This is a genomic window from Porphyromonas vaginalis (genome assembly GCF_958301595.1).
GTDB lineage: Bacteria > Bacteroidota > Bacteroidia > Bacteroidales > Porphyromonadaceae > Porphyromonas > Porphyromonas vaginalis.
Genome location: NZ_CATQJU010000001.1, coordinates 110,143 through 129,202 on the forward strand (window position 1 = coordinate 110,143; position 19,060 = coordinate 129,202).

Below are 19,060 nucleotides of genomic sequence, written 5' to 3' on the forward strand. Positions count from 1 at the left end.
GAAGTTTCTCACCCTCTGCGGTATTTGTAAAAAGTGAGTATCTTTGCATTTGGGTGTGTGGGCTAGGTCTAAATAAAGATCTCTTGCAACATATACGAGGCAGCCTCGTCTACATAGTAAAGGCGTGTGTGTCTGGTATTACACCTACGCTCTTTGAACAGACAACTAGAAATACATCAATAACTTTTAGACAACTAGATATGAATCTAAAGCGAATGCTGTCTATGACTGTGGTCCTCCTGACCCTGTTGCTACCTCGTGTAGCCTTTGCTCAGGATATGAGTCAACCACTACCCATAGACCCACAAGTCCGTACGGGCAAGCTCGACAACGGGCTGACTTACTTCATCCGTCACAATGAGCAACCAAAGAATCGTGCTGAGTTTTACATCGCACAGCGTGTCGGCTCTATCCTCGAGGAGGAGAACCAGCGCGGTCTAGCACACTTCCTAGAGCACATGTGCTTCAACGGAACAAAGAACTTCCCCGACAAGACACTCATCAGCTACCTCGAGTCAAATGGTATGCGTTTCGGCTACAACCTCAACGCCTATACCGGTATCGATGAGACGGTCTACACCCTCATGGAGGCTCCCACAGAGCGTCAGGGCTTCATCGACAGCTGCCTACTCATCCTACACGACTGGAGTGGCTTCGTCACACTAGCCGACGATGAGATAGACAAGGAGCGTGGCGTCATCACCGAGGAGTGGCGCTCGCGTGACAATGCTCAGATGCGTATGCTCAATACGGCACTCCCCAAGATCTACCCCAACAACCGCTATGGTGTACGTATGCCTATCGGTCTGATGAGCGTAGTCAACGGCTTTAAGTACAACGAGCTACGCGACTACTACCACAAGTGGTATCGCCCCGACCTACAGGCTATCATCGTGGTCGGTGATGTCGATGTAGACTATGTGGAGAAGAAGATCAAGGAGATGTTTGCCGACATACCTGCACCAGTCAATGCCGCAGAGCGTGTCTACTTCCCCGTAGAGGACAATGATGAGCCACTCGTAGCTATCGAAAAGGACAAGGAGGCTACCAGCACCGATCTGATGGTTATGTTCAAGACAGATGCTATGCCTGTCGAGATGACCCGCACCATAGCTGGCGTCATGAAGGACTACCTATATGGCATCACAAACCGCATCCTCGGTGAGCGCTTTACAGATCTCATGCACAAGCCTAACCCCGCCTTTACCAGTGTGAGTGGCTATCTGAGCAACTACTTCCTCTCTCAAACCAAGGATGCTCTAACCTTTAATGCTACGGCACGTGAGGGCGAGCTAGACGCAGCACTCAAGGCACTGATGGCAGAGATTGAGCGTGTACGCCAGTACGGCTTTACGCAGGGTGAGTATGATCGTGCTCGCACGGATCTACTCAAGGGCTATGAGAATAGCTATAACGAGCGTGAGACTCGCAAGAATAGCTCTTACGCTAACGAGTACAAGGACTACTTCACCACGGGTGGATACATCCCTGGCATCGAGATGGAGAAGGCTATGATGGAGCAGGTCGCTGCTAACATACCTCTAGAGGTAGTCAACCAGATGGTACAGTCTATCATCGGTGACAAGAACATGGTACTTATGCTCATGGCTCCCGACAAGGCAGGGCTCGTACTACCTACCGAGGCTGAGCTAGTCGCTAAGGTCAATGAGTACCGCAAGCTACCCGTAGAGCCTATCAAGGACGCTGTCTCTGATATGAAGCTGATGGAGAAGGCTCCCAAGGCTGGCAAGGTTACCAAGCGTGAGGACAACCTCAAGTTTGGCACCACTCGCCTCACACTGAGCAATGGTATGGTAGTCTATCTCAAGACGACCGACTACAAGAAGAATCAGCTCTCACTCACAGCTGTCGCTCCTGGTGGCACCAACGCTTACCTCAAGAACGCTAAGGATCTACCCAACATCAAGAACCTCAGCAGCGTCATCTCGCTAGGTGGTGTAGGCAAGTTTGACAATCCCACCCTCTCTAAGGCACTGACAGGTCGTAGCGTCTCAGCTTCTGGCTCTATGCGTGGCACACGCACCTTCTTTAGCGGTTTGTCTACGCTTGAGGATATGGAGACTTTCTTCCAGCTTCTCTACCTAAACATGACGCAGCCTAGACAGGATGCTGATGCTTTTGCCAACTGGCGCACCAACATGATCGAGCAGATCAAGAACATGGAGTCCAATCCATTGGTTTCATTCCAGGACTCTCTCCTCTATGCGCTCTACAACAACGATCCTCAGATGCGACGCGCTACTATTGCTGAGATCGAGGCTGTCAACTACGATCGCGTGATGCAGATCTGGAAAGAGCGCATCGCTGATCTAGGAGACCTACAGCTCTACTTCATCGGTAATGTAACTCCTGAGCAGTTGATTCCTTACCTAGAGAAGTATGTAGCCTCTGTACCTACCAAGGGGCGCAAGCACGACATGCACAAGGAGCTAGTACCCGCAGTACGTATGGCTTCGATGCACATTGACTTCAAGAAGGAGCTAGCTACTCCTATGGCTATGGTCATAGCAGCCTACACAGGCAAGCTTCCCTACACACTCCACAACAATCTAGCCATGGAGGTGCTTGGTGCTGTCATGGATCAGGTCTACACGGCTACGGTACGTGAGGACGAGGGTGGCACCTATGGTGTTAGCTCGGGAGGCTCTATCAGCGACAATCCAGAGGGCGAGACTGTCTTCCAGATCTTCTACCAGACAGATCCTGAGAAGGTAGACAAGCTCAACAAGATCATCTACGCTGAGCTCGACAAGGTGGCTAAGAATGGTCCCGAGAAGGAGATGTTTGACAAGACTATCCTCAACATGAAGAAGGACTATGCTGAGAACCTTAAGAAGAACGGCTACTGGCTCAACTACATGATCGACTTCTTCTTCGATGGTCGTGACTTCCAGACCGACTACGAGAAGACGCTCAACGGCATCACGCCTGCAGACGTACAGAAGATCGCTCAGGAGCTCCTCAAGCAGGACAACCACATCGAGGTGATCATACGTCACGCTGAGGGCGCTAAGTAAATAATCCTAGCAGCTATACAGGACCTATCGCATGTGCGACATGGCTCTGTAAGCAGCTAACAGACTAACTGCGAGAGCGAGTAACTCTAGAGGTGATCCTCTGAGTTGCTCGCTCTCACTATGCTTGGCAAGCTCTAGATAGACTGGTATAACAAAATTGTTTCGTCTCGATTACGATAGAGTATTGCATATATGAAGAATAAGTCTTACCTTTGCATCGTGTTTTTCATGGTGTTAGATTTTAAGGTTAATGAGAAGGGGCTGTCGTACTGACAGCCCCTTTTTTATGGTCACTGACATCATCGATTCTAGTCCTTCTTACGAAGGGGGCTGCTGGCTATGCGCGTGAAGTCGTGGCAGTCTCATCTTTTTGTATTACATTTGCTGTAGTATCAAAGTGATCACACTATGAAAAGAGTTTATCTATCCGTACGCTCGCTCCTATCCGCTGGAGCTTCTCTCCTACTTGGATGGCTGGGATTCGCTAGCTGTGATGATGTCGGTATGGCTGAGTACGGCACGCCTACGGTCGATTATGAGTTTAAGGTGCATGTCACCGACCAAGACGCTAAGCCTGTCGAGGGACTTCAAGTAGACCTACGCAACAGCCATGGAGTCGAAAAGGAACTCACCGATGCTCAGGGCAATGCTGAGCTAGATGGGAGCTACACAGGCTTTCACAGAGATCATCAGGTAGTCCTAGAGGTGAAGGACATCGATGGCGAGAAGAATGGCGTCGTTGCAGACAAGCAGGTCACCGTAGAGGTCAAGGAGAGCGACTTCGTCAGCAAAGGCTCTAAAAGGTGGAACAATGGTAAGGTCAAGAAGGAGATAGAGATCCAAGTGGAGCGTAAGTAGTCGGGACAGACCACTTACCTGTCACTCCTATTATAATATGAAGCGAACTCTCTCAAATATCTTTTCGAACCTAATCGTTGGCACGCTACTCGCACTGATCGGTTGCTTAGGCTTCTCCAGCTGTAAGACGCGCACAACGCATAGGACGAGCGAAGGCGACAAGGCGGAGCAGCCCGACACGACTACGCTCGTCAAGCCCAGGCCTAGACCAGACGGCATGGGCATGGTGATGTATGGCACGCCTACGACAACTTTCGAGCCCAAGCAGATAGTGATCCCTGAGGAGCAGGAGTAAGTCATACCTTGTGATCCCGTCAATGAAACTGAGCAAGCATAAGTCCGTCGGGCAGACGCTCTTACGTCCAGCATTCAAGCAGCGCATCGCACTAGACCTGCATCGTATCTTGCAGGCGGAGAATGTGCGCCGGCATCCGATGACGACGCTCTTCTGGGAGTGCACGCTGCGCTGCAACCTGCACTGCGGGCACTGCGGCAGCGACTGCCGTGTGGAGAGTGGTGTCGACGAACTATCGGTCGCTGACTTCATACAGATCATTGATGGGCTGACACCTCACGTCGATCCCAACAAGCTACTAGTCATCTTCACGGGTGGCGAGGCACTCGTGCGGAAAGACATCGAGGAGGCGGGGCTAGCGCTCTACCGTCGTGGCTACCCTTGGGGCATCGTGACCAATGGGATGCTACTCGACGCACAGCGCTTGGATAGCTTGCGCCGTGCCGGACTACACACAGCGACGGTGAGCCTCGATGGCTTTGCCGAGGCACACAACGCTCTGCGTGGACATCCGCTCAGCTACGAGCGAGCTTGGCGGGCGATACAACTACTCACACAGGCCGAAGACTTGGTCTGGGACGTGGTGACCTGTGTCAATCCGATGAACTTTGACACGCTCCCCGCCTTTCGTCAGCAACTGGTCGATGCGGGTGTGAAGCGATGGCGACTCTTCTCGATCTTCCCCGTGGGGCGTGCTGCGGAGAATAAGCAGCTCCAGCTCTCCGACAGTCAGTACTACCAGATGATGCAGTTCATCATCGAGACGAACGAGGCGGGAGAGATCGAGGCGCAGTATGGTTGCGAGGGCTATCTAGGCGCCTTCGAGGGGCGTACGCGTCAGCAGTTTTACCAATGTCGTGCAGGCGTAAACATAGCCTCTATCCTATGCGACGGCTCTATCAGCGCCTGCCCGAGTATTCGCTTTGACCACAAGCAGGGCAACGTGCATCACGACGACCTGTGGCAGGTGTGGGAGGAGCGCTTCGAGAGTTATCGTGATCGCTCGTGGGCTAAGACAGGTCCCTGTGCCGACTGCAAGAGCTGGAAGTACTGTCTGGGCAATGGTATGCACCTACGAGACGATGAGGGCAAGCTCCTCGTCTGCCACCTCCAGCGTCTTGAAGCCGGGGCCGAGGCACTACATGCCTCTAGAGCAAGATGACCCATCAGTCGCTGTCGCCTACGGAGCTGATCGTGCACTATGCACACGATGAGCTACGCTTGAGTGCCGTAGGCTTAGCCCCAGCTGGGGCCGTTCCATCAGAGGTGTGGCAGGCTTACCAGCAGACCATCACGGGAGAAGCTTACGCTGGCCTAGACTACCTACAGCGTTACGATGATGTGCGGTCGGATCCACGCAAATTACTCCCCGAAGCTAAGTCGATCATCGTCGTGGCGCAGAGCTATTACCCGCCTGTCAAGCAGCCACTATCGGCACCCCAAGTAGCTTACTACGCTTACGGACGCGACTACCACAAGGTGGTGCGCAAAAAGCTCGAGCGTCTCCTCGCATTCATCCAGTCAGAGGTGGACTCAAGTGCCACGGGGCGTGTCTGCTGCGACACGGCTCCGCTACTGGAGCGTTACTGGATCATGCAGAGCGGACTAGCCTATCAGGGCCGCTCGAAGATGATGATCATACCTCGTCTAGGCACATTCTTTATCTATGGCTTCCTCGTTGTATCCCTACCGCTAGAGTACGGCGCAGCGATAGATCGTAGCTACTGTGGTCGCTGTCGGAGATGTATCGACCATTGTCCTGGAGGAGCTTTGCAGGTCGACGGCACTTTCCTCGCCGATCGCTGCCTGAGCTACCTAACGATCGAGCATCGGGGGGCGTGGCCCGAAGGCGTTGCTGAGCGTCTAGGTAATAGACTCTTCGGCTGTGACGTCTGCCAAACGGTCTGTCCGCACAATGCGCACTGCGCACCACACGACGAACCAGACTTTATGATCCGCCCCGCCATTGCCCAGCTAACTTATGAGCAGCTGGCAAACTTTACACCACAGCTCTACGAAACCTTAACGATAGGCTCCTCGATGCGACGATGCGCCTACGAAGACCTCCTCCGCAATGCCCAGGCGGTCTTAGCCAACCATACCACTTCCCTATGACAAGACACTATAATATAGCAGACCTACGAGGACGCTTCATGCGCCGACTGAAAGACTACGGTCTCCCCCTCTCCATACTCATCGGCATCGTTGGCTATCGCCCGCTCTCCACGCTGAGTCCCGCCATCCCCTATATGCTGATGCTGATGCTCTTCTTTAGCTTTCTCAAGCTCACCCCTAGAGACCTGCGCATACGACCCATCCACTTCCTCCTACAGCTCATACAGATCGTGCTAGCTGTGGGCGGCTACCTACTGGTGCGCTACTCGGGCATCTCCGAGAGCACGCTCCTCGCCGAGGGACTCATGATCTGCTTCTTCTGCCCCGCAGCCTCCGCGTCACCCGTGGTCATCGGCTTCCTCGGGGGCAATGTAGCCCTAGGCACCACCTACGTCCTGCTCACCAGTGTGGGGGTCATCGCCTTAGCGCCGCTCCTGCTAGGCTTCTTCGGCAGTAGTGCGATGGACTACGGAGCCACCTTTGTGCAGATCTTCTACCGCGTGCTACCCGTCATCACGCTGCCCCTACTCGTCGCTTGGGCCGTCCGCTACGGCGTCAAACCCGTCTATCGGGTACTCACGAAGATCCCCTCAGCCAGCTTTTGGGTCTGGCTCCTCTGCCTCTCACTCATCATGGCCAATACGGTGCACTTCATTGCTGAGGAGCCACGAGAGATGATCCCTACGATGATCCTGCTAGGCGTCATGGGGCTGATCGCCTGCATCGTTCAGTTTGCCCTCGGCAAGTGGCTCAGCAAGCGAATCCTCGGCGAGAGCATCACCCTCGGGCAGAGCTTAGGACAGAAAAACTCAACCATCGCCATCTGGCTAGCGCAGAGCTACCTCAACCCGCTCTCCTCCGTCGCTATGGCCGCCTACTCCATCTGGCAAAACCTCCTCAACGCCTACCAGATACACCGCGCCACGCAGCGCTCCAACCAAAAGCCCTCCCATAAGCGAAAGTCTAAACAAAACGATTAGAGGCCCCTCCTTATGACTAGACGAAAGAAGACGGTGCTACTGGTCATCGGGGCTATGGCTCTGGTGATGCTGCTCTGCGGACTATGGCTATGGCGCTCTATGCGCACGAGCAATCCGTGGGGCGCTCAGACTATTGGCGACATAGCCACCCCCGCAGGCTACAGCCGTGTGGAGGCTCCCGCAGGGAGCTACACGGCTTATCTACGCGCTCTACCCTTGAAGCCTTGGGGTGCTAGGGTGCAGCTATACACGGGAGGCGATGCACGCTTGCAGTTTCTCTCCACAGCGGTGATCGACCAGGACATACTCAGCAATGATGAGCAGTGTGCCGATGTGACTATGCGTCTGCGGGCTGAGTACCTTTGGCAGAAGGGACGCTACCGAGAGATCAGCTTTCGCAATGTCCATGGCAAGACGATGCGCTACTCTGGCGGAGCGTCTCGTAGTGCCTTCGAGCGGTATATGCGAGGCGTCTATGGCGCTTGCAGTACCTTCTCGCTCTATCAGGAGACCAAGCCCCGTGCTATACAAGATGTGATGCCAGGCGATGTGCTCGTCTACCCGGCACGGCCAGGGCGCAAGTACGGTCATGCCGTTATGGTGGTCGATGTGGCACGGAGCAGATCGGGCAAAGTGGCGATCATGTGCATAGAGGGCAATACCCCCGCTCGTGAGAAGCACCTCGTGCGCAATCCCAACCCACTGCATAACCCGTGGTTTATACTCAATGAGGGAGACGAAGCGATACAGATCTCAGTCTTCCGCTTTAACAAATACGAGCTCAGACATTACTAACTCCATAATAATATGAGACGAGCCCTCTTACTCCTCACCCTACTCCTCAGCAGCCTCCTCACCCTCTCAGCTCAAACCTATATTTATAGCGGAGATAAGCGGTACGACTACGACTCACAGGTCATCGCCACGTGGGACGGCACCTGCCTCTACAGCGGAGACAAGCGATACGATTACAATTCACGAGTCATCGCCACGTGGGACGGAACCCGACTCTACAGCGGGGATAAGCGATACGACTACGACTCACGGGTCATCGCCACGTGGGACGGAACCCGACTCTACAGCGGGGACAAGCGATACGACTACAATTCACGAGTCATCGCCACCTGGGACGGCACCCGCATCTACAGTGGCGACAAGCGATACGACTACGACTCACGAGTCATCGCCACCTGGGACGGTCCCCGCATCTACAGCGGCGACAAGCGGTACGACTACGACTCCCGAGTCCGCTACACCATCGAGGGGCACCTCCCCGTTGCCGTTGCCATCTACCTCATCTTGTGATCCTTTTGGAGAGAGCAACATAAACATTGCCATAGCCCCACACCACATACCTTATGCTACTCATATCTCTACTCCTCTGTAGCCTCTCAGCCCTCTACCCGTGCTATAGAGCCTGGGAGCGACTGAAGCACTCCTTTAGCGAGCCTGCCTTGGCGCTCTTTATGGCGATGGCGCTCTATGCGCTCTTTCTCCTGTATGGCACCGTGTTGCGGGTCTTTGGTGGCAGTACTGTCAACGCAACGTATAGTGATATGGTTGCCAAGACGGGGATTGGGTTTGACCTTTTCATCTTGCTACTCACTGGGGTCACCGCAGGGCTGATTCCCGTCAATCTCCTCATGGGGCGCATCATCAGGAGGTACCGACGGGCGGGCATCATCATCGTAGGGGGTATCATCCTCCTTTTGGCCATCCTGAGCATCCCAGTCAGTATGATGATAGGCGATCTAGGGCAGCTAGCCCCTGAGATGGACTCGTTCGGCAGTAGCTTGGTGGGGTGCTTCTTCCTTGAGTGCTGTGGGGTGATGGCTTACTTTGCTTGGTTGCTCGGCTTGACCTATCAGGAGTTTTGCGTCATCGGCAATATCTACATGCAGGGCGCCATCTGCCTACTCGCAGCTCTAGCGCCGCTCCTCCTCTGTATACGTACGAAGCAAGCCCCGTGGAAGTGGCTCCTCAGCGGGGGCAATGCGCTCCTACACCTCGTCATCATCTCACTCTTTTTCGGCCACTACTGGATGCCCTTGGAGAGCGCTTTCGACCTCTGTGTCCAAGACCTCAACCACATCGGCGCCCTCTTTGGTAGCTCCTATGTGATGGTCAATATCATAATCTTCGTCATACTCTTTGTGGTCGACCTCGCTCTCAACGCCCTACTCTACCTACTCCTAGCAGGCAAGCTTACCGCTACACAAGCTGGCGAAAAGAGTTCGCAGCAGGACCACAGGACAAGCTCTCAAGACAATTGCTAAGCCCCTTTCATCAGATACATCCCTATGAAAAAGAAGATCCTCACGGCCCTGCTCCTCTTACTCCTCGTCCTGTCAGCAACTTGGTTCTACAAGCTACTCTTCCTATGGCTCGCCCTACTCCTCTGGCGCAAAGAGCTCCTGAGCAAGATCCCCTACCGTCATGCTAACCGCATCATGATCGCGCTAATGGTGGTCACACTCTTTATCGCTATGCCCCGCTACCGCACGAACTCCTCCGATCGTATCCAGCTCATCTACCAAGACAGCGAGGGGCATGCTACCACGCCACCACTCTACCAGTACCTAGCCAATACGATCGTCCCCGAGGAGGAGGCTATGAGCTGGGGACTACGCGTAGCAGCCATCTTACCGCGGGAGGCTATGTCGTCGCTCTCCAAGAGCCTCATCAATCAGTACAAAGATGAGTACCGTTCCTGTGGCAATCGTTGCTTTACACGTCCCATAAGGAGCTTGAGATGGTCCACCTCCAACCCCATGTCGGGTGTCTGCTCCCAGTTTTTCAATAGCTTTGCAGCCCCTCATCAGGCGGTCTATCTGATTCGTCCTAAGCAGTATCAACGCGACAAGAGCTATCCGCTCGTTGTCTTTTGCCATGGAGGGCTGGGCAACTGGAAGCTCTACACCAGCATACTCAGTCAGCTGGACAACTGCGTCGTCCTAGCCATCCCCTCGCACGACCTCACGGGCTTCTTCAGTCCGAGCGACATCGCTGGGATCTTTGACCGTCAGATCCCCTTCCTCGAGGAGCGGGGCTACCATATAGACCGCAGCCAGTTGCACCTCATGGGACTCTCCAACGGCTTCACCGCCAGCGACATCGCCTATCGCAACTACGGTAAGCGCTTCAAGAGCATCACCTACATCTCCTGTCAGCCTAGTCAGACGAAGCGCATCGGTGCCAAGATCATACTAATCGGTGGGGGCAAAGATGAGACCGCTGCCAACCAGCCCGCTCTAGCTAAGCGAATGCGTGCCAATGGCATGCAGACGGCACTCTACTGGGACGCTGCAGACACGCACTACACGCTCCTGCACAACCGCAAGGCGATCGTTGCCTTACTCAACAAAGAGCTAGAGCTATCCTAGCTGCCAGAGCTTATCCTCTCAAAAGAAATAGCTACATTTGTAACAACAAACCAGCAACTTACTCAATACGATGAAGCGAATCATGGCTCTACTGCTAAGCCTTGTCTGCTTAGCCACTATGCTGTCCGCTCAGGAGCAGGACACGACAGCTCTCTCTGCACAAGACTTGCCCACCTTGGAGCGAACCTTTGACACATTCTCACCCGACCTCCAGGATACCCTAGGGATCATCATGTCTGAACCTGAGGATCAGGCAGCGTTCCTCGAGCACGTCCAGAAAGCACTCCAGAGCGAGCCAAACAATGGTGTCGCTTGGGCTTACGTCGCCACCATTTACCGTATGCAGCGCAAGCCCGAGCAAGCTCTAGAGGCTGCCACCAAGGCGATCACACTCCTACAGGCGAAGCCCGCACGTAGAGCTATGGTCTACAGCCTCCGCTCAGACATCTACTCCGACCTTGATGATGGTGTCAAGGCACTTATGGACCTGCACTCAGCTATCAAGGATGCTCCCGACACGCCTGATCTATACTTAAAGCGTGGAAATCTCTATGGCGCTATGGAGCAGTACGACCTCGCAGAGGTGGATATGCGTAAGGTCGCTTCACTCGATCCTAAGAACCCAACGGGCTATATCGGATTGGCCGTGATTGCGATGCTACAAGAGAGGCTGGAGGATGCCATACAGAACCTGAACGAAGCTATCAAGGTTGCCCCAGACGAAAGCATTCTCTACTATCTGAGAGCTAATGTATACATCAAACTAGAGCACTACAATGAGGCGATGGATGACATTATCTATACCATTGCAAACAGCCTTGCAAACGAAGACACCTATACCCTCCTCAATATCATCGCAGCTCAGGCAATGCCTACTCTCGAAGCTAAGCTCAAGGCTGTAGAGTCCGTGAGCAAAACGGGAGAGTACCTCTTCCTTATCGGTTTGGCACATCAAAACATCGGAGATGACAAAGGTGCGCTGGAGTACTACCTGCAAGTCACAGAGAGACAAGAACTAACCGATTTCGTAGCCAGCCACATAGCGACTGCCTATCAGATGATAGGCGACTACAGCTCGGCACTCAAGTATATCGACGAAGCTATCTCGCTAGACCCTACGGACCAAACCTACATTTACAGCAAGGCTCAGATGCTCTTTGAGGATGGCAATTTCCGAAGAGCTCTCGCAGAGTCGAATAAATATGTCTCCCTTGTACCTGACGACCTTGATGGCTACTATCAGCGTGCTCAGATCAAGAGTAAGCTCCAGGACCTCCAGGGGGCCATCGATGACTACTCCAAGGCGATCGAGCTAAGCGACACATTCTTATGGGCTTACCTCAAGCGAGCAGATCGCTACACAGCATTGGGACACAAGGACACCGCCACGGCCGACTATCGCAAGGTGATAGATATCCTACAGGAGCACGATGCGACAGACATAACTATGGCTTACGCTTACCAGTCTCTAGGCGAGCAGGAGCAGGCCATCGCGGCCATCGCTAAGTGTATTGAGGAGGACCCAGACGATGCCGACCTCTACTACAGCATCTCAGGGGTCTATGGTCGAATGGGCAATACAGAGCAAGCACTGGACAACCTACGCATCGCCTTCGAAAAGGGATACAACAGCTTTTCATTCATCGAGCAGGACGACGACCTTGCCGCCCTACGAGACACCCCGCAGTACAAAGCACTCGTGCAGCAGTACAAGGAGAAGCTCGGCTACAAGATGCCCCAATAAGCTTCCCATATACGCACCCGATCCCTACAAAGGGTTACTCGTATCATCGTTACACGTCATCGGTTACACGTATCGCTTTGACACAACGGACGCCGTGACGTGTAATGATTTGTAGGGACGCTCGATCTGAGCGTCCGTCCCCGTTAAAACCACGATGCTGTAACTTTTGACACAACGGACGCACAGATCGTGCGTCCCTACAGGACGATGTGGGGATGACGAGGACGAAAACAGGACGACGTGGGGATGGAGGGAGAGGGACGCACTATGACACGATACTAACCGTGACTGAATCCTGTAGGGAGGGTATCCTCCGATCTCTAACCTCTAACCTCTAATCTCTAATAACATATCTTTACAGGGAAATTCGTCCGATTTCCCACTTTCTCGAATATCCACGTGGGAAATCTCAAATCTCCACGTGGATATTTTTCTTTTTCCACGTGGGCGCGATTCATTGTCCTCTCCTGAAATAGTACACAGTTGGGAAGCCAACCCCAACAACTATGAAAGAAGAAAAAAGTAACCGAGGACGAAAGGGATATCCCCTAGATTTCAAGTGGAGAGTCATTGATGACCTCCTAGCCACTGGCGAGAGCATCGCCACGACCAGCCAGCGCTACGGCATTACCACACGCACCATTCGAAATTGGTTGCGTACCTTTGGAGTAGAGTTACCCAACCAAAGCAGCAGTAGCACTATGAGCAAGACAAACAAGAACAAAGACGTAGATCCAGAGTACGCAGAACTCAAGCGCGAAAACGCTCGCCTCAAAGCAGCCCTCTTCCAGGCTGAGAGCAAGGCATTAGTCAACAAGACACTACTCGAAGTGGTCTTGAATCGCTACCACATTGATCTAAAAAAAAAGACCGATTTGCAGCCGTGAGACAGCTTGAACACGCCAAAGTGAGAGATCAAAAGCTCTCCATAACCTACCTTTGTCAGCTACTAGAAGTCAGCCGCAAAGGCTACTACAAGCACACCTTCACCGAGCAAGACGAAGATGTCAAAGTAGCCTCCGTCCTACACTATTGCCAGTATGTGCGAAGTAAGCTCCACAGGGCAGGCGTAGACACCCTTCAGCAGTGTGCCAACGAATACTTCGAAGGAACCTTCCAAGTAGGTCGCGACTGGCTGTACAAAGTCTTAGGAGCCAACGATATGCTGCTGAGAAGTCGCAAGCGCAAGCGTCCACCCCAGACGACCAAAGGCGTGGTCAATCACGGCTTCCAAGATCACCTGAACACCACCCCTAAATACATTGCCACTGACCATTGCCGGCTCACCGTCTCAGACATAACCTACGTCAAATGTTTAGGGGGCTTCGCATATCTCTCCCTGACGATGGACGCTTATAGCCGCATCATCACCGGCTTTGACCTGCAGCCCACGCTCTCCACAGAGGGCCCCTACAACGCACTAAGACAGACCGTTGACTTCTACCAGAAGCATGGCTTTGACCTCAAAGGGCTCATCTTCCATAGCGACCGAGGCTGTCAATATGTCTCCAAGCAGATGACCGACTACGAGGCCAGCCTAGGCATCGTAACCAGTGTCACCCAGACAGGCAACCCTCTCCACAACGCTATGGCAGAGCGACTTAACGGGATCATCAAGAACGACTGGCTCTACAACTTCGAGGATAAGCCCATAGATCAAGTTCGAGAGATCCTCTCGCAAACGATTGCTCTCTATAACACAGCGCGTCCTCATCGAGCCATCAACAAGAAGACTCCGATGCAGATGCTCATACCAGATTACCCCAACCCTATAACCACACAACCCTCTAAGAAACAGACATCTAAGAACAATTCACCAAAAGCTCCGAGCCTCAAATCTCCGAGCTCATGCCGCTTAACTCCACACAAAGACCTATCTTTGTGTACCTCCGCAGTAAAAACGACCACAAGTCGTGTACCCTAGCAGGAGCAAAACTAACAAATGAGTACACTCACAGGACTAACAAAAATGACCCGAGTACCATCTCAGTAATACCTTCCCAACTGTGTACTTTTTTCAGGAAGAGGACACATTTCTTCCGAAGTTTCATTTCATTCCTCCGAAGTTTCATTTGATTCCTCCGAAGAATTTTTTATTCTCCACGTGGGAATTTCGAAATATCCACGTGGAAATCACTTTTCCCCGACACGGCACCGTTTCGATATGTAGTCAGTTCTAAATTATTGTAGCAATCCAGCGTCAAATTTGCCCAGCCAAGAGCACTAGCACTACTAGCTAACAGCTAACAGCCAATAGCTAACAGCTACACATTAGCGACAAACGAGGAGTAGAGAGGTCGATGAGCTCATTATATATAATGCGTCAGCCCTGTCAAAGAGTCTAGTGAGGCGTTGTGGCTTCGCTAGAGTTTTGTATCTTTGGAGATATGAAGGAGATGAGACGGCTCTTCGGGGAGTTCTTTTCTCCAGCTATTCCGCACTGTGGGATAGCTTTCGTTGATAACTAGACAAACAGAGATCGTATGAAACAGAGACAGAGACAGATATTGGGACTTTTGCTCTTCGTACTCCTCTTGGGAGCGGGAAGTAGCTGGGCACAGACGGCAGACCAACAGCAGGTCTACGAGGCGTATGTAAAGCGTGACATCAACAGCTGGAAGCGGGTCGTAGACCGTATGCACGCTGAGCCTAACAAGAGCTATGCGCGTATTGCCGAGCTGGTCGAGTATGAGTACGGCTACATCGCTGAGTGCATGCTGCGCGACAGGAACAATGAGGCGGAGCAGTACCTCAAGCGCTACAAAGCACACGTGGACTACCTCCTAGAGTGTGACTATAAGACCGCCGAAATGACCGCCTACCTATCGGCTTACTACACTTACCGCATCGGCATATCGTGGCTACGTGCTCCGCTGGTGGGCAATAAGAGCATTAGTCTGATGAATCGCTCGATCAAGATGGACCAGCAAAACGCTATCGGCCTGATCCAGCGAGGCAATGCACAGTACTTCGCACCAGCTTTCTTCAAGGGAGATGCTAAGCGTGGAGCTATCGACTACTTTCTTCGTGCTGAGCGTGCGATGGTTTCGCAGGGCAAGAGCAAGGGGTCGTGGCTTTACTTGAGTCTCCTGATCCAGATTGCCGAGTGCTACGTAGGTGTCGGGGAGCAGACGCAGGCTGAGACGTGGTATCGCAAGGTTATCGCACTAGAGCCTCGGCTCACCTGGGCACTCGATAGTAAGTACCTAGAGAACAAGCAGAAGCGCGGACAGCATTAGAGTCGAGTAGGTGCCATGTCCTTCCAACTGACCTCAAAGTATAAGCCGACGGGCGACCAGCCAGAGGCTATTGCTCAGCTCTCGCAGGGAGTGCGTGATGGGTTGCCTCATCAGACGCTCCTCGGTGTGACGGGCTCGGGCAAGACCTTTACGATCGCCAATGTGATCCAGCAGGTAGACCGCCCGACTCTGGTCATTAGCCACAACAAGACGCTGGCAGCGCAGCTGTACAGCGAGTTTAAGGCTTTCTTCCCCAACAATGCGGTAGAGTACTTCGTCTCCTACTACGACTACTACCAGCCCGAAGCTTATCTGATCAATACGGATACCTATATAGAGAAGGACATGGCGATCAATGCGGAGCTGGACAAGCTACGACTACGTGCTACCGCCTCGCTCCTCTCGGGTCGTCGCGATGTGATTGTGGTCGCCTCGGTCTCCTGCATCTATGGTATGGCCAATCCGAATGACTTTGAGAATAAGATCATCAAGCTGGAGGTGGGCATGCAGATCGAGCGGGACGTGCTGATGCGACGCCTCGCGGAGTCTTACTATGTCAATAACAAGGCGGACTTCGTGAGTGGTTCCTTTCGGGTGAAGGGAGATACGATCGATATCTTTCCCGCCATCGAGTCCTTCGAGGGGGTTGCTTACCGCATCGAGCTATGGGATGACGAGATAGATCGGATCACCATCATCGACCCGGTCTCGGCGGAAAGCCAGGGAACGCTGGATAACCTACGCATCTACCCGGCCAACCTCTTTGTAACAACGGAGGAGCAGACGCAGCGTGCTATCGTGGAGATCAAAAAGGATCTGGCCGACCGCACAGCAGAGCTGGAGCGCGAGGGGCATCTCTTTGAGGCGAAGCGACTCTACGAGCGGGTCTCCTACGATCTGGAGATGATCAAGGCAGTGGGCTACTGCTCGGGCATTGAAAACTATTCGCGTTACTTCGATGGTCGCAAGCCGGGCGAGCGACCCTTCTGCTTGATGGACTACTTCCCCGATGACTACCTCCTAGTCATTGACGAGAGCCACGTATCGATACCGCAGATACGCGCCATGTATGGCGGAGACAAGGCGCGCAAGACCACCTTGGTGGAGTATGGCTTTCGTCTACCAGCGGCTTTGGACAATAGGCCCCTGGAGTTTGAGGAGTTTGTCAATCTGACCAACCAAGTGATCTACGTCAGTGCCACGCCAGCTGACTACGAGCTCAACATGAGCGAGGGCGTGGTGGTCGAGCAGGTGATACGCCCTACGGGACTGCTAGACCCGCCCATCGAGATCCGCCCCACGGAGCATCAGGTGGACGACCTGATGGAGGAGATCGTCATACGCACGGAGCGCAACGAGCGGACGCTCGTCACGACCCTGACGAAGCGCATGGCGGAGGAGCTGAGCGACTACCTCATACGAGCGGGCATCAAGTGCGCCTACATACACAGCGACGTGGACACGCTAGAGCGTATCCAGATTATGGACAGCCTGCGAGAGGGAGCTTACGATGTCTTGGTCGGGGTCAACTTGCTTCGTGAGGGGTTGGACTTCCCCGAGGTGTCGCTCGTAGCAATCCTTGATGCGGACAAGGAGGGCTTCCTCCGCTCGCATCGATCGCTCACCCAGACGGCTGGACGTGCCGCCCGCAACGTGCATGGGCTGGTTATCTTCTATGCAGATAGTATCACCGACAGCATGCAGGCGACCATCGACGAGACCAACCGCCGCCGTGCTAAGCAGATAGCTTACAATGAGGCGCACAATATCACCCCTACGCAGGTGGTGAGCAAGCGAACGAATGCGCTCTCGCAAGAGGGCTATGTAACAACAAAATCCTCGGCACAAGCCGAAGCTTATGTCGAGGAAGAGATAGCTGTCGCCTCACCTGTCGCTGAGTACCTCACGCAGGACAAGCTCCCAGACCTGATCGAGCAGGTTCGCAAGCAGATGTATGCGGCTGCCAAGGAGCTCAACTTCGTCGAGGCTGCACGTCTACGCGACGAGATGTACGCACTGCAGAGTCGACTAGAGGATCAAAAGAAGTAGCCCGTTACTTGTCGTTGTCACGACTAGTGGCGAGCGTGACGCTGGCAGCTTCGATGACACCAGCGATGGGCGGGATAGCCTTTTGGATCGTTATCTCACAGCTGTCGACCAACTGGTATTTGTCTAGTATCTCTGTAAGTATCTGCCCAGCGACATACTCGAGGAGGTTATCCCGCGAGTGACCTACCTTGTCCGCTATCACATCGTAGAGATCAGCGTAGCTCACCGCATCAGCGACATCATCGCTCGCGACCGCCTTGGTCGCATCATAAGTAGCCGTGAGGTTGACGATGTATCTATTGCCCAGCACCTGCTCCTCGGGGAGAGCTCCTATATAGGAGTAGAAGTGCGCATTGACTATCCGAATGGTTGCTTTCATGGGAATGGAGTATTGACTTTTAGTTAGAGCCTTTTGGCTATTCGTGATCTGTATTTATCATAGCGATCGGCTCCACATGGACTATTACGTGGGTTCGCTCGCCGTAGTGCTCCTTGAGCTTGTTCTCTATGTGGGTGGCCCGCTCGTGAGCGAGGATGACCGGCGTCTCGTCAGGCAGATAGATGTCCACCTCGATAGCGATGGCAGAGCCTAAGCTACGGGTATTGAGATTGTGCGGATGATGCCCCGGGTACTCAGCCTCGATGATCTCTAGGATCGTCTGCTGCTCCTCCTCTGAGAGACTATGCTCGGTGAGCTCCCGCCACGGGGTCGAGATAAGCTGTGCACCCGCCCAGACGATGAAGAGACTGACGCCGGCACAGGCCACTTGGTCGAGGATCGCCCACTGATTGCCCAGCAAGGCTGCCCCCAAGACGCCCACGAGGACAGCAATAGAGGAGTAAGCGTCCGTGCGATGGTGCCACGCATTGGCCAGTACCGTGTTACTATGCACCCGCTCAGCGACACTCTTGGTGTAGCGAAAGAGCCACTCCTTAGACAGAACAGAGATAAAAGCTATCACAGCCGCCCAGAGCGAGGGTTTCTTGGGGACCACCCCAGAGGCAAAAAAGAGATAGATCGCCTCTCCACTCTTGAGCAACATAGAGATGCCGATGCCCATCAGCACGGTCGCTATGATCAGCGTAGCTATCGACTCATACTTGCCATATCCGTAGCGATACTTAGTATCTCTCGGCTTGCCAGCGATGCCCACAAAGAGCGTCACGATGATGTCGGTACAGAAGTCCGAGAGTGAGTGTACCGCATCCGCAATCAAAGCAACACTATGCCCCACGAAGCCCACGACGAGCTTGAGGAGCGTGAGTGCTACGTTGACCAAAGCACCCACCAACGTGACCCGATAGATACTGCGGGTACGCTGGTCAGCATGCTTCTGTTTATTCATCAGATCGGCGTGT

17 protein-coding genes are annotated in these 19,060 nt (G+C 53.5%); 15 read left to right on the top strand and 2 right to left on the bottom strand.

Features of this window, described 5'->3' with window-relative positions; genetic code table 11:
• Positions 1-200 precede the first annotated feature (200 nt).
• From Q2J34_RS00395 to uvrB, 15 genes are all read left to right on the top strand, one after another.
• The gene (locus Q2J34_RS00395) at positions 201-3,038 is read left to right on the top strand and encodes a M16 family metallopeptidase (RefSeq protein WP_300968985.1); all 2,838 of its coding nucleotides are present in this window, start codon (positions 201-203) and stop codon (positions 3,036-3,038) included.
• A gap of 408 nt (positions 3,039-3,446) precedes the next feature.
• Entirely contained in the window at positions 3,447-3,896 is a 450-nt protein-coding gene (locus tag Q2J34_RS00400) for a radical SAM-associated putative lipoprotein (RefSeq protein WP_300968986.1), read from the top strand.
• A gap of 37 nt (positions 3,897-3,933) precedes the next feature.
• Complete coding sequence (locus Q2J34_RS00405; RefSeq protein WP_298888212.1) at positions 3,934-4,191, top strand: hypothetical protein; 258 nt, start codon at positions 3,934-3,936, stop codon at positions 4,189-4,191.
• Positions 4,192-4,213: 22 nt separating this feature from the next.
• Complete coding sequence (locus Q2J34_RS00410; protein ID WP_300968987.1) at positions 4,214-5,353, top strand: TIGR04133 family radical SAM/SPASM protein; 1,140 nt, start codon at positions 4,214-4,216, stop codon at positions 5,351-5,353.
• Positions 5,350-6,306, top strand: coding sequence for a tRNA epoxyqueuosine(34) reductase QueG (gene queG, locus Q2J34_RS00415; protein ID WP_300968988.1), 957 nt, complete (start codon positions 5,350-5,352; stop codon positions 6,304-6,306). The genes Q2J34_RS00410 and queG overlap by 4 nt, the downstream gene beginning before the upstream one ends.
• Complete coding sequence (locus tag Q2J34_RS00420) at positions 6,303-7,286, top strand: bile acid:sodium symporter family protein (RefSeq protein WP_300968989.1); 984 nt, start codon at positions 6,303-6,305, stop codon at positions 7,284-7,286. Before queG ends, Q2J34_RS00420 begins: the two co-directional genes overlap by 4 nt.
• 12 nt (positions 7,287-7,298) lie before the next feature.
• Positions 7,299-8,081, top strand: a complete 783-nt coding sequence (locus tag Q2J34_RS00425; RefSeq protein ID WP_300968990.1) for a DUF4846 domain-containing protein — start codon at positions 7,299-7,301, stop codon at positions 8,079-8,081.
• Positions 8,082-8,093: 12 nt separating this feature from the next.
• A complete protein-coding gene (locus Q2J34_RS00430) occupies positions 8,094-8,591 on the top strand; it encodes a hypothetical protein (protein ID WP_300968991.1) in 498 nt (165 codons plus the stop codon).
• 53 nt (positions 8,592-8,644) lie between these two features.
• Positions 8,645-9,562 (top strand): hypothetical protein, encoded by a 918-nt coding sequence (locus Q2J34_RS00435; RefSeq protein ID WP_300968992.1) that lies wholly within the window; start codon positions 8,645-8,647, stop codon positions 9,560-9,562.
• 24 nt (positions 9,563-9,586) lie between these two features.
• Entirely contained in the window at positions 9,587-10,669 is a 1,083-nt protein-coding gene (locus Q2J34_RS00440; protein WP_300968993.1) for an alpha/beta hydrolase, read from the top strand.
• 70 nt (positions 10,670-10,739) lie between these two features.
• Positions 10,740-12,413: a tetratricopeptide repeat protein gene (locus Q2J34_RS00445; protein ID WP_300968994.1), complete on the top strand. Its 1,674-nt coding sequence runs from the start codon at positions 10,740-10,742 to the stop codon at positions 12,411-12,413.
• Positions 12,414-12,919: 506 nt separating this feature from the next.
• Positions 12,920-13,300 carry a transposase gene (locus tag Q2J34_RS00450; protein ID WP_300968995.1) on the top strand — a complete coding sequence of 127 codons (381 nt, stop codon included), beginning with the start codon at positions 12,920-12,922 and terminating at the stop codon, positions 13,298-13,300.
• Positions 13,297-14,337, top strand: coding sequence for an IS3 family transposase (locus Q2J34_RS00455; RefSeq protein WP_300968996.1), 1,041 nt, complete (start codon positions 13,297-13,299; stop codon positions 14,335-14,337). Before Q2J34_RS00450 ends, Q2J34_RS00455 begins: the two co-directional genes overlap by 4 nt.
• 559 nt (positions 14,338-14,896) lie before the next feature.
• Complete coding sequence (locus tag Q2J34_RS00460) at positions 14,897-15,652, top strand: hypothetical protein (RefSeq protein ID WP_300968997.1); 756 nt, start codon at positions 14,897-14,899, stop codon at positions 15,650-15,652.
• A 15-nt stretch (positions 15,653-15,667) separates the two neighbouring features.
• Positions 15,668-17,701, top strand: a complete 2,034-nt coding sequence (uvrB, locus tag Q2J34_RS00465; RefSeq protein ID WP_300968998.1) for an excinuclease ABC subunit UvrB — start codon at positions 15,668-15,670, stop codon at positions 17,699-17,701.
• Positions 17,702-17,705: 4 nt separating this feature from the next.
• Here uvrB and folB read toward each other — a convergent pair whose 3' ends face one another.
• Both folB and Q2J34_RS00475 read right to left on the bottom strand, forming a co-directional pair.
• The gene (gene folB, locus Q2J34_RS00470) at positions 17,706-18,080 is read right to left on the bottom strand and encodes a dihydroneopterin aldolase (RefSeq protein ID WP_298889583.1); all 375 of its coding nucleotides are present in this window, start codon (positions 18,078-18,080) and stop codon (positions 17,706-17,708) included.
• Positions 18,081-18,117: 37 nt separating this feature from the next.
• Positions 18,118-19,047, bottom strand: a complete 930-nt coding sequence (locus tag Q2J34_RS00475; RefSeq protein WP_300968999.1) for a cation diffusion facilitator family transporter — start codon at positions 19,045-19,047, stop codon at positions 18,118-18,120.
• Positions 19,048-19,060: the final 13 nt, after the last annotated feature.

Excerpts from the sequence above, each read along its gene's own strand:
- Q2J34_RS00475 (WP_300968999.1), bottom strand. The coding sequence starts at position 19,047 with ATGAATAAACAGAAGCATGCTGACCAGCGTACCCGCAGTATCTATCGG.
- uvrB (WP_300968998.1), top strand. The coding sequence starts at position 15,668 with ATGTCCTTCCAACTGACCTCAAAGTATAAGCCGACGGGCGACCAGCCA.
- Q2J34_RS00395 (WP_300968985.1), top strand. The coding sequence starts at position 201 with ATGAATCTAAAGCGAATGCTGTCTATGACTGTGGTCCTCCTGACCCTG.
- Q2J34_RS00430 (WP_300968991.1), top strand. The coding sequence starts at position 8,094 with ATGAGACGAGCCCTCTTACTCCTCACCCTACTCCTCAGCAGCCTCCTC.
- Q2J34_RS00405 (WP_298888212.1), top strand. The coding sequence starts at position 3,934 with ATGAAGCGAACTCTCTCAAATATCTTTTCGAACCTAATCGTTGGCACG.
- Q2J34_RS00440 (WP_300968993.1), top strand. The coding sequence starts at position 9,587 with ATGAAAAAGAAGATCCTCACGGCCCTGCTCCTCTTACTCCTCGTCCTG.
- Q2J34_RS00425 (WP_300968990.1), top strand. The coding sequence starts at position 7,299 with ATGACTAGACGAAAGAAGACGGTGCTACTGGTCATCGGGGCTATGGCT.
- queG (WP_300968988.1), top strand. The coding sequence starts at position 5,350 with ATGACCCATCAGTCGCTGTCGCCTACGGAGCTGATCGTGCACTATGCA.
- Q2J34_RS00460 (WP_300968997.1), top strand. The coding sequence starts at position 14,897 with ATGAAACAGAGACAGAGACAGATATTGGGACTTTTGCTCTTCGTACTC.
- Q2J34_RS00450 (WP_300968995.1), top strand. The coding sequence starts at position 12,920 with ATGAAAGAAGAAAAAAGTAACCGAGGACGAAAGGGATATCCCCTAGAT.
- Q2J34_RS00400 (WP_300968986.1), top strand. The coding sequence starts at position 3,447 with ATGAAAAGAGTTTATCTATCCGTACGCTCGCTCCTATCCGCTGGAGCT.
- Q2J34_RS00435 (WP_300968992.1), top strand. The coding sequence starts at position 8,645 with ATGCTACTCATATCTCTACTCCTCTGTAGCCTCTCAGCCCTCTACCCG.
- Q2J34_RS00445 (WP_300968994.1), top strand. The coding sequence starts at position 10,740 with ATGAAGCGAATCATGGCTCTACTGCTAAGCCTTGTCTGCTTAGCCACT.
- Q2J34_RS00410 (WP_300968987.1), top strand. The coding sequence starts at position 4,214 with ATGAAACTGAGCAAGCATAAGTCCGTCGGGCAGACGCTCTTACGTCCA.
- Q2J34_RS00420 (WP_300968989.1), top strand. The coding sequence starts at position 6,303 with ATGACAAGACACTATAATATAGCAGACCTACGAGGACGCTTCATGCGC.
- folB (WP_298889583.1), bottom strand. The coding sequence starts at position 18,080 with ATGAAAGCAACCATTCGGATAGTCAATGCGCACTTCTACTCCTATATA.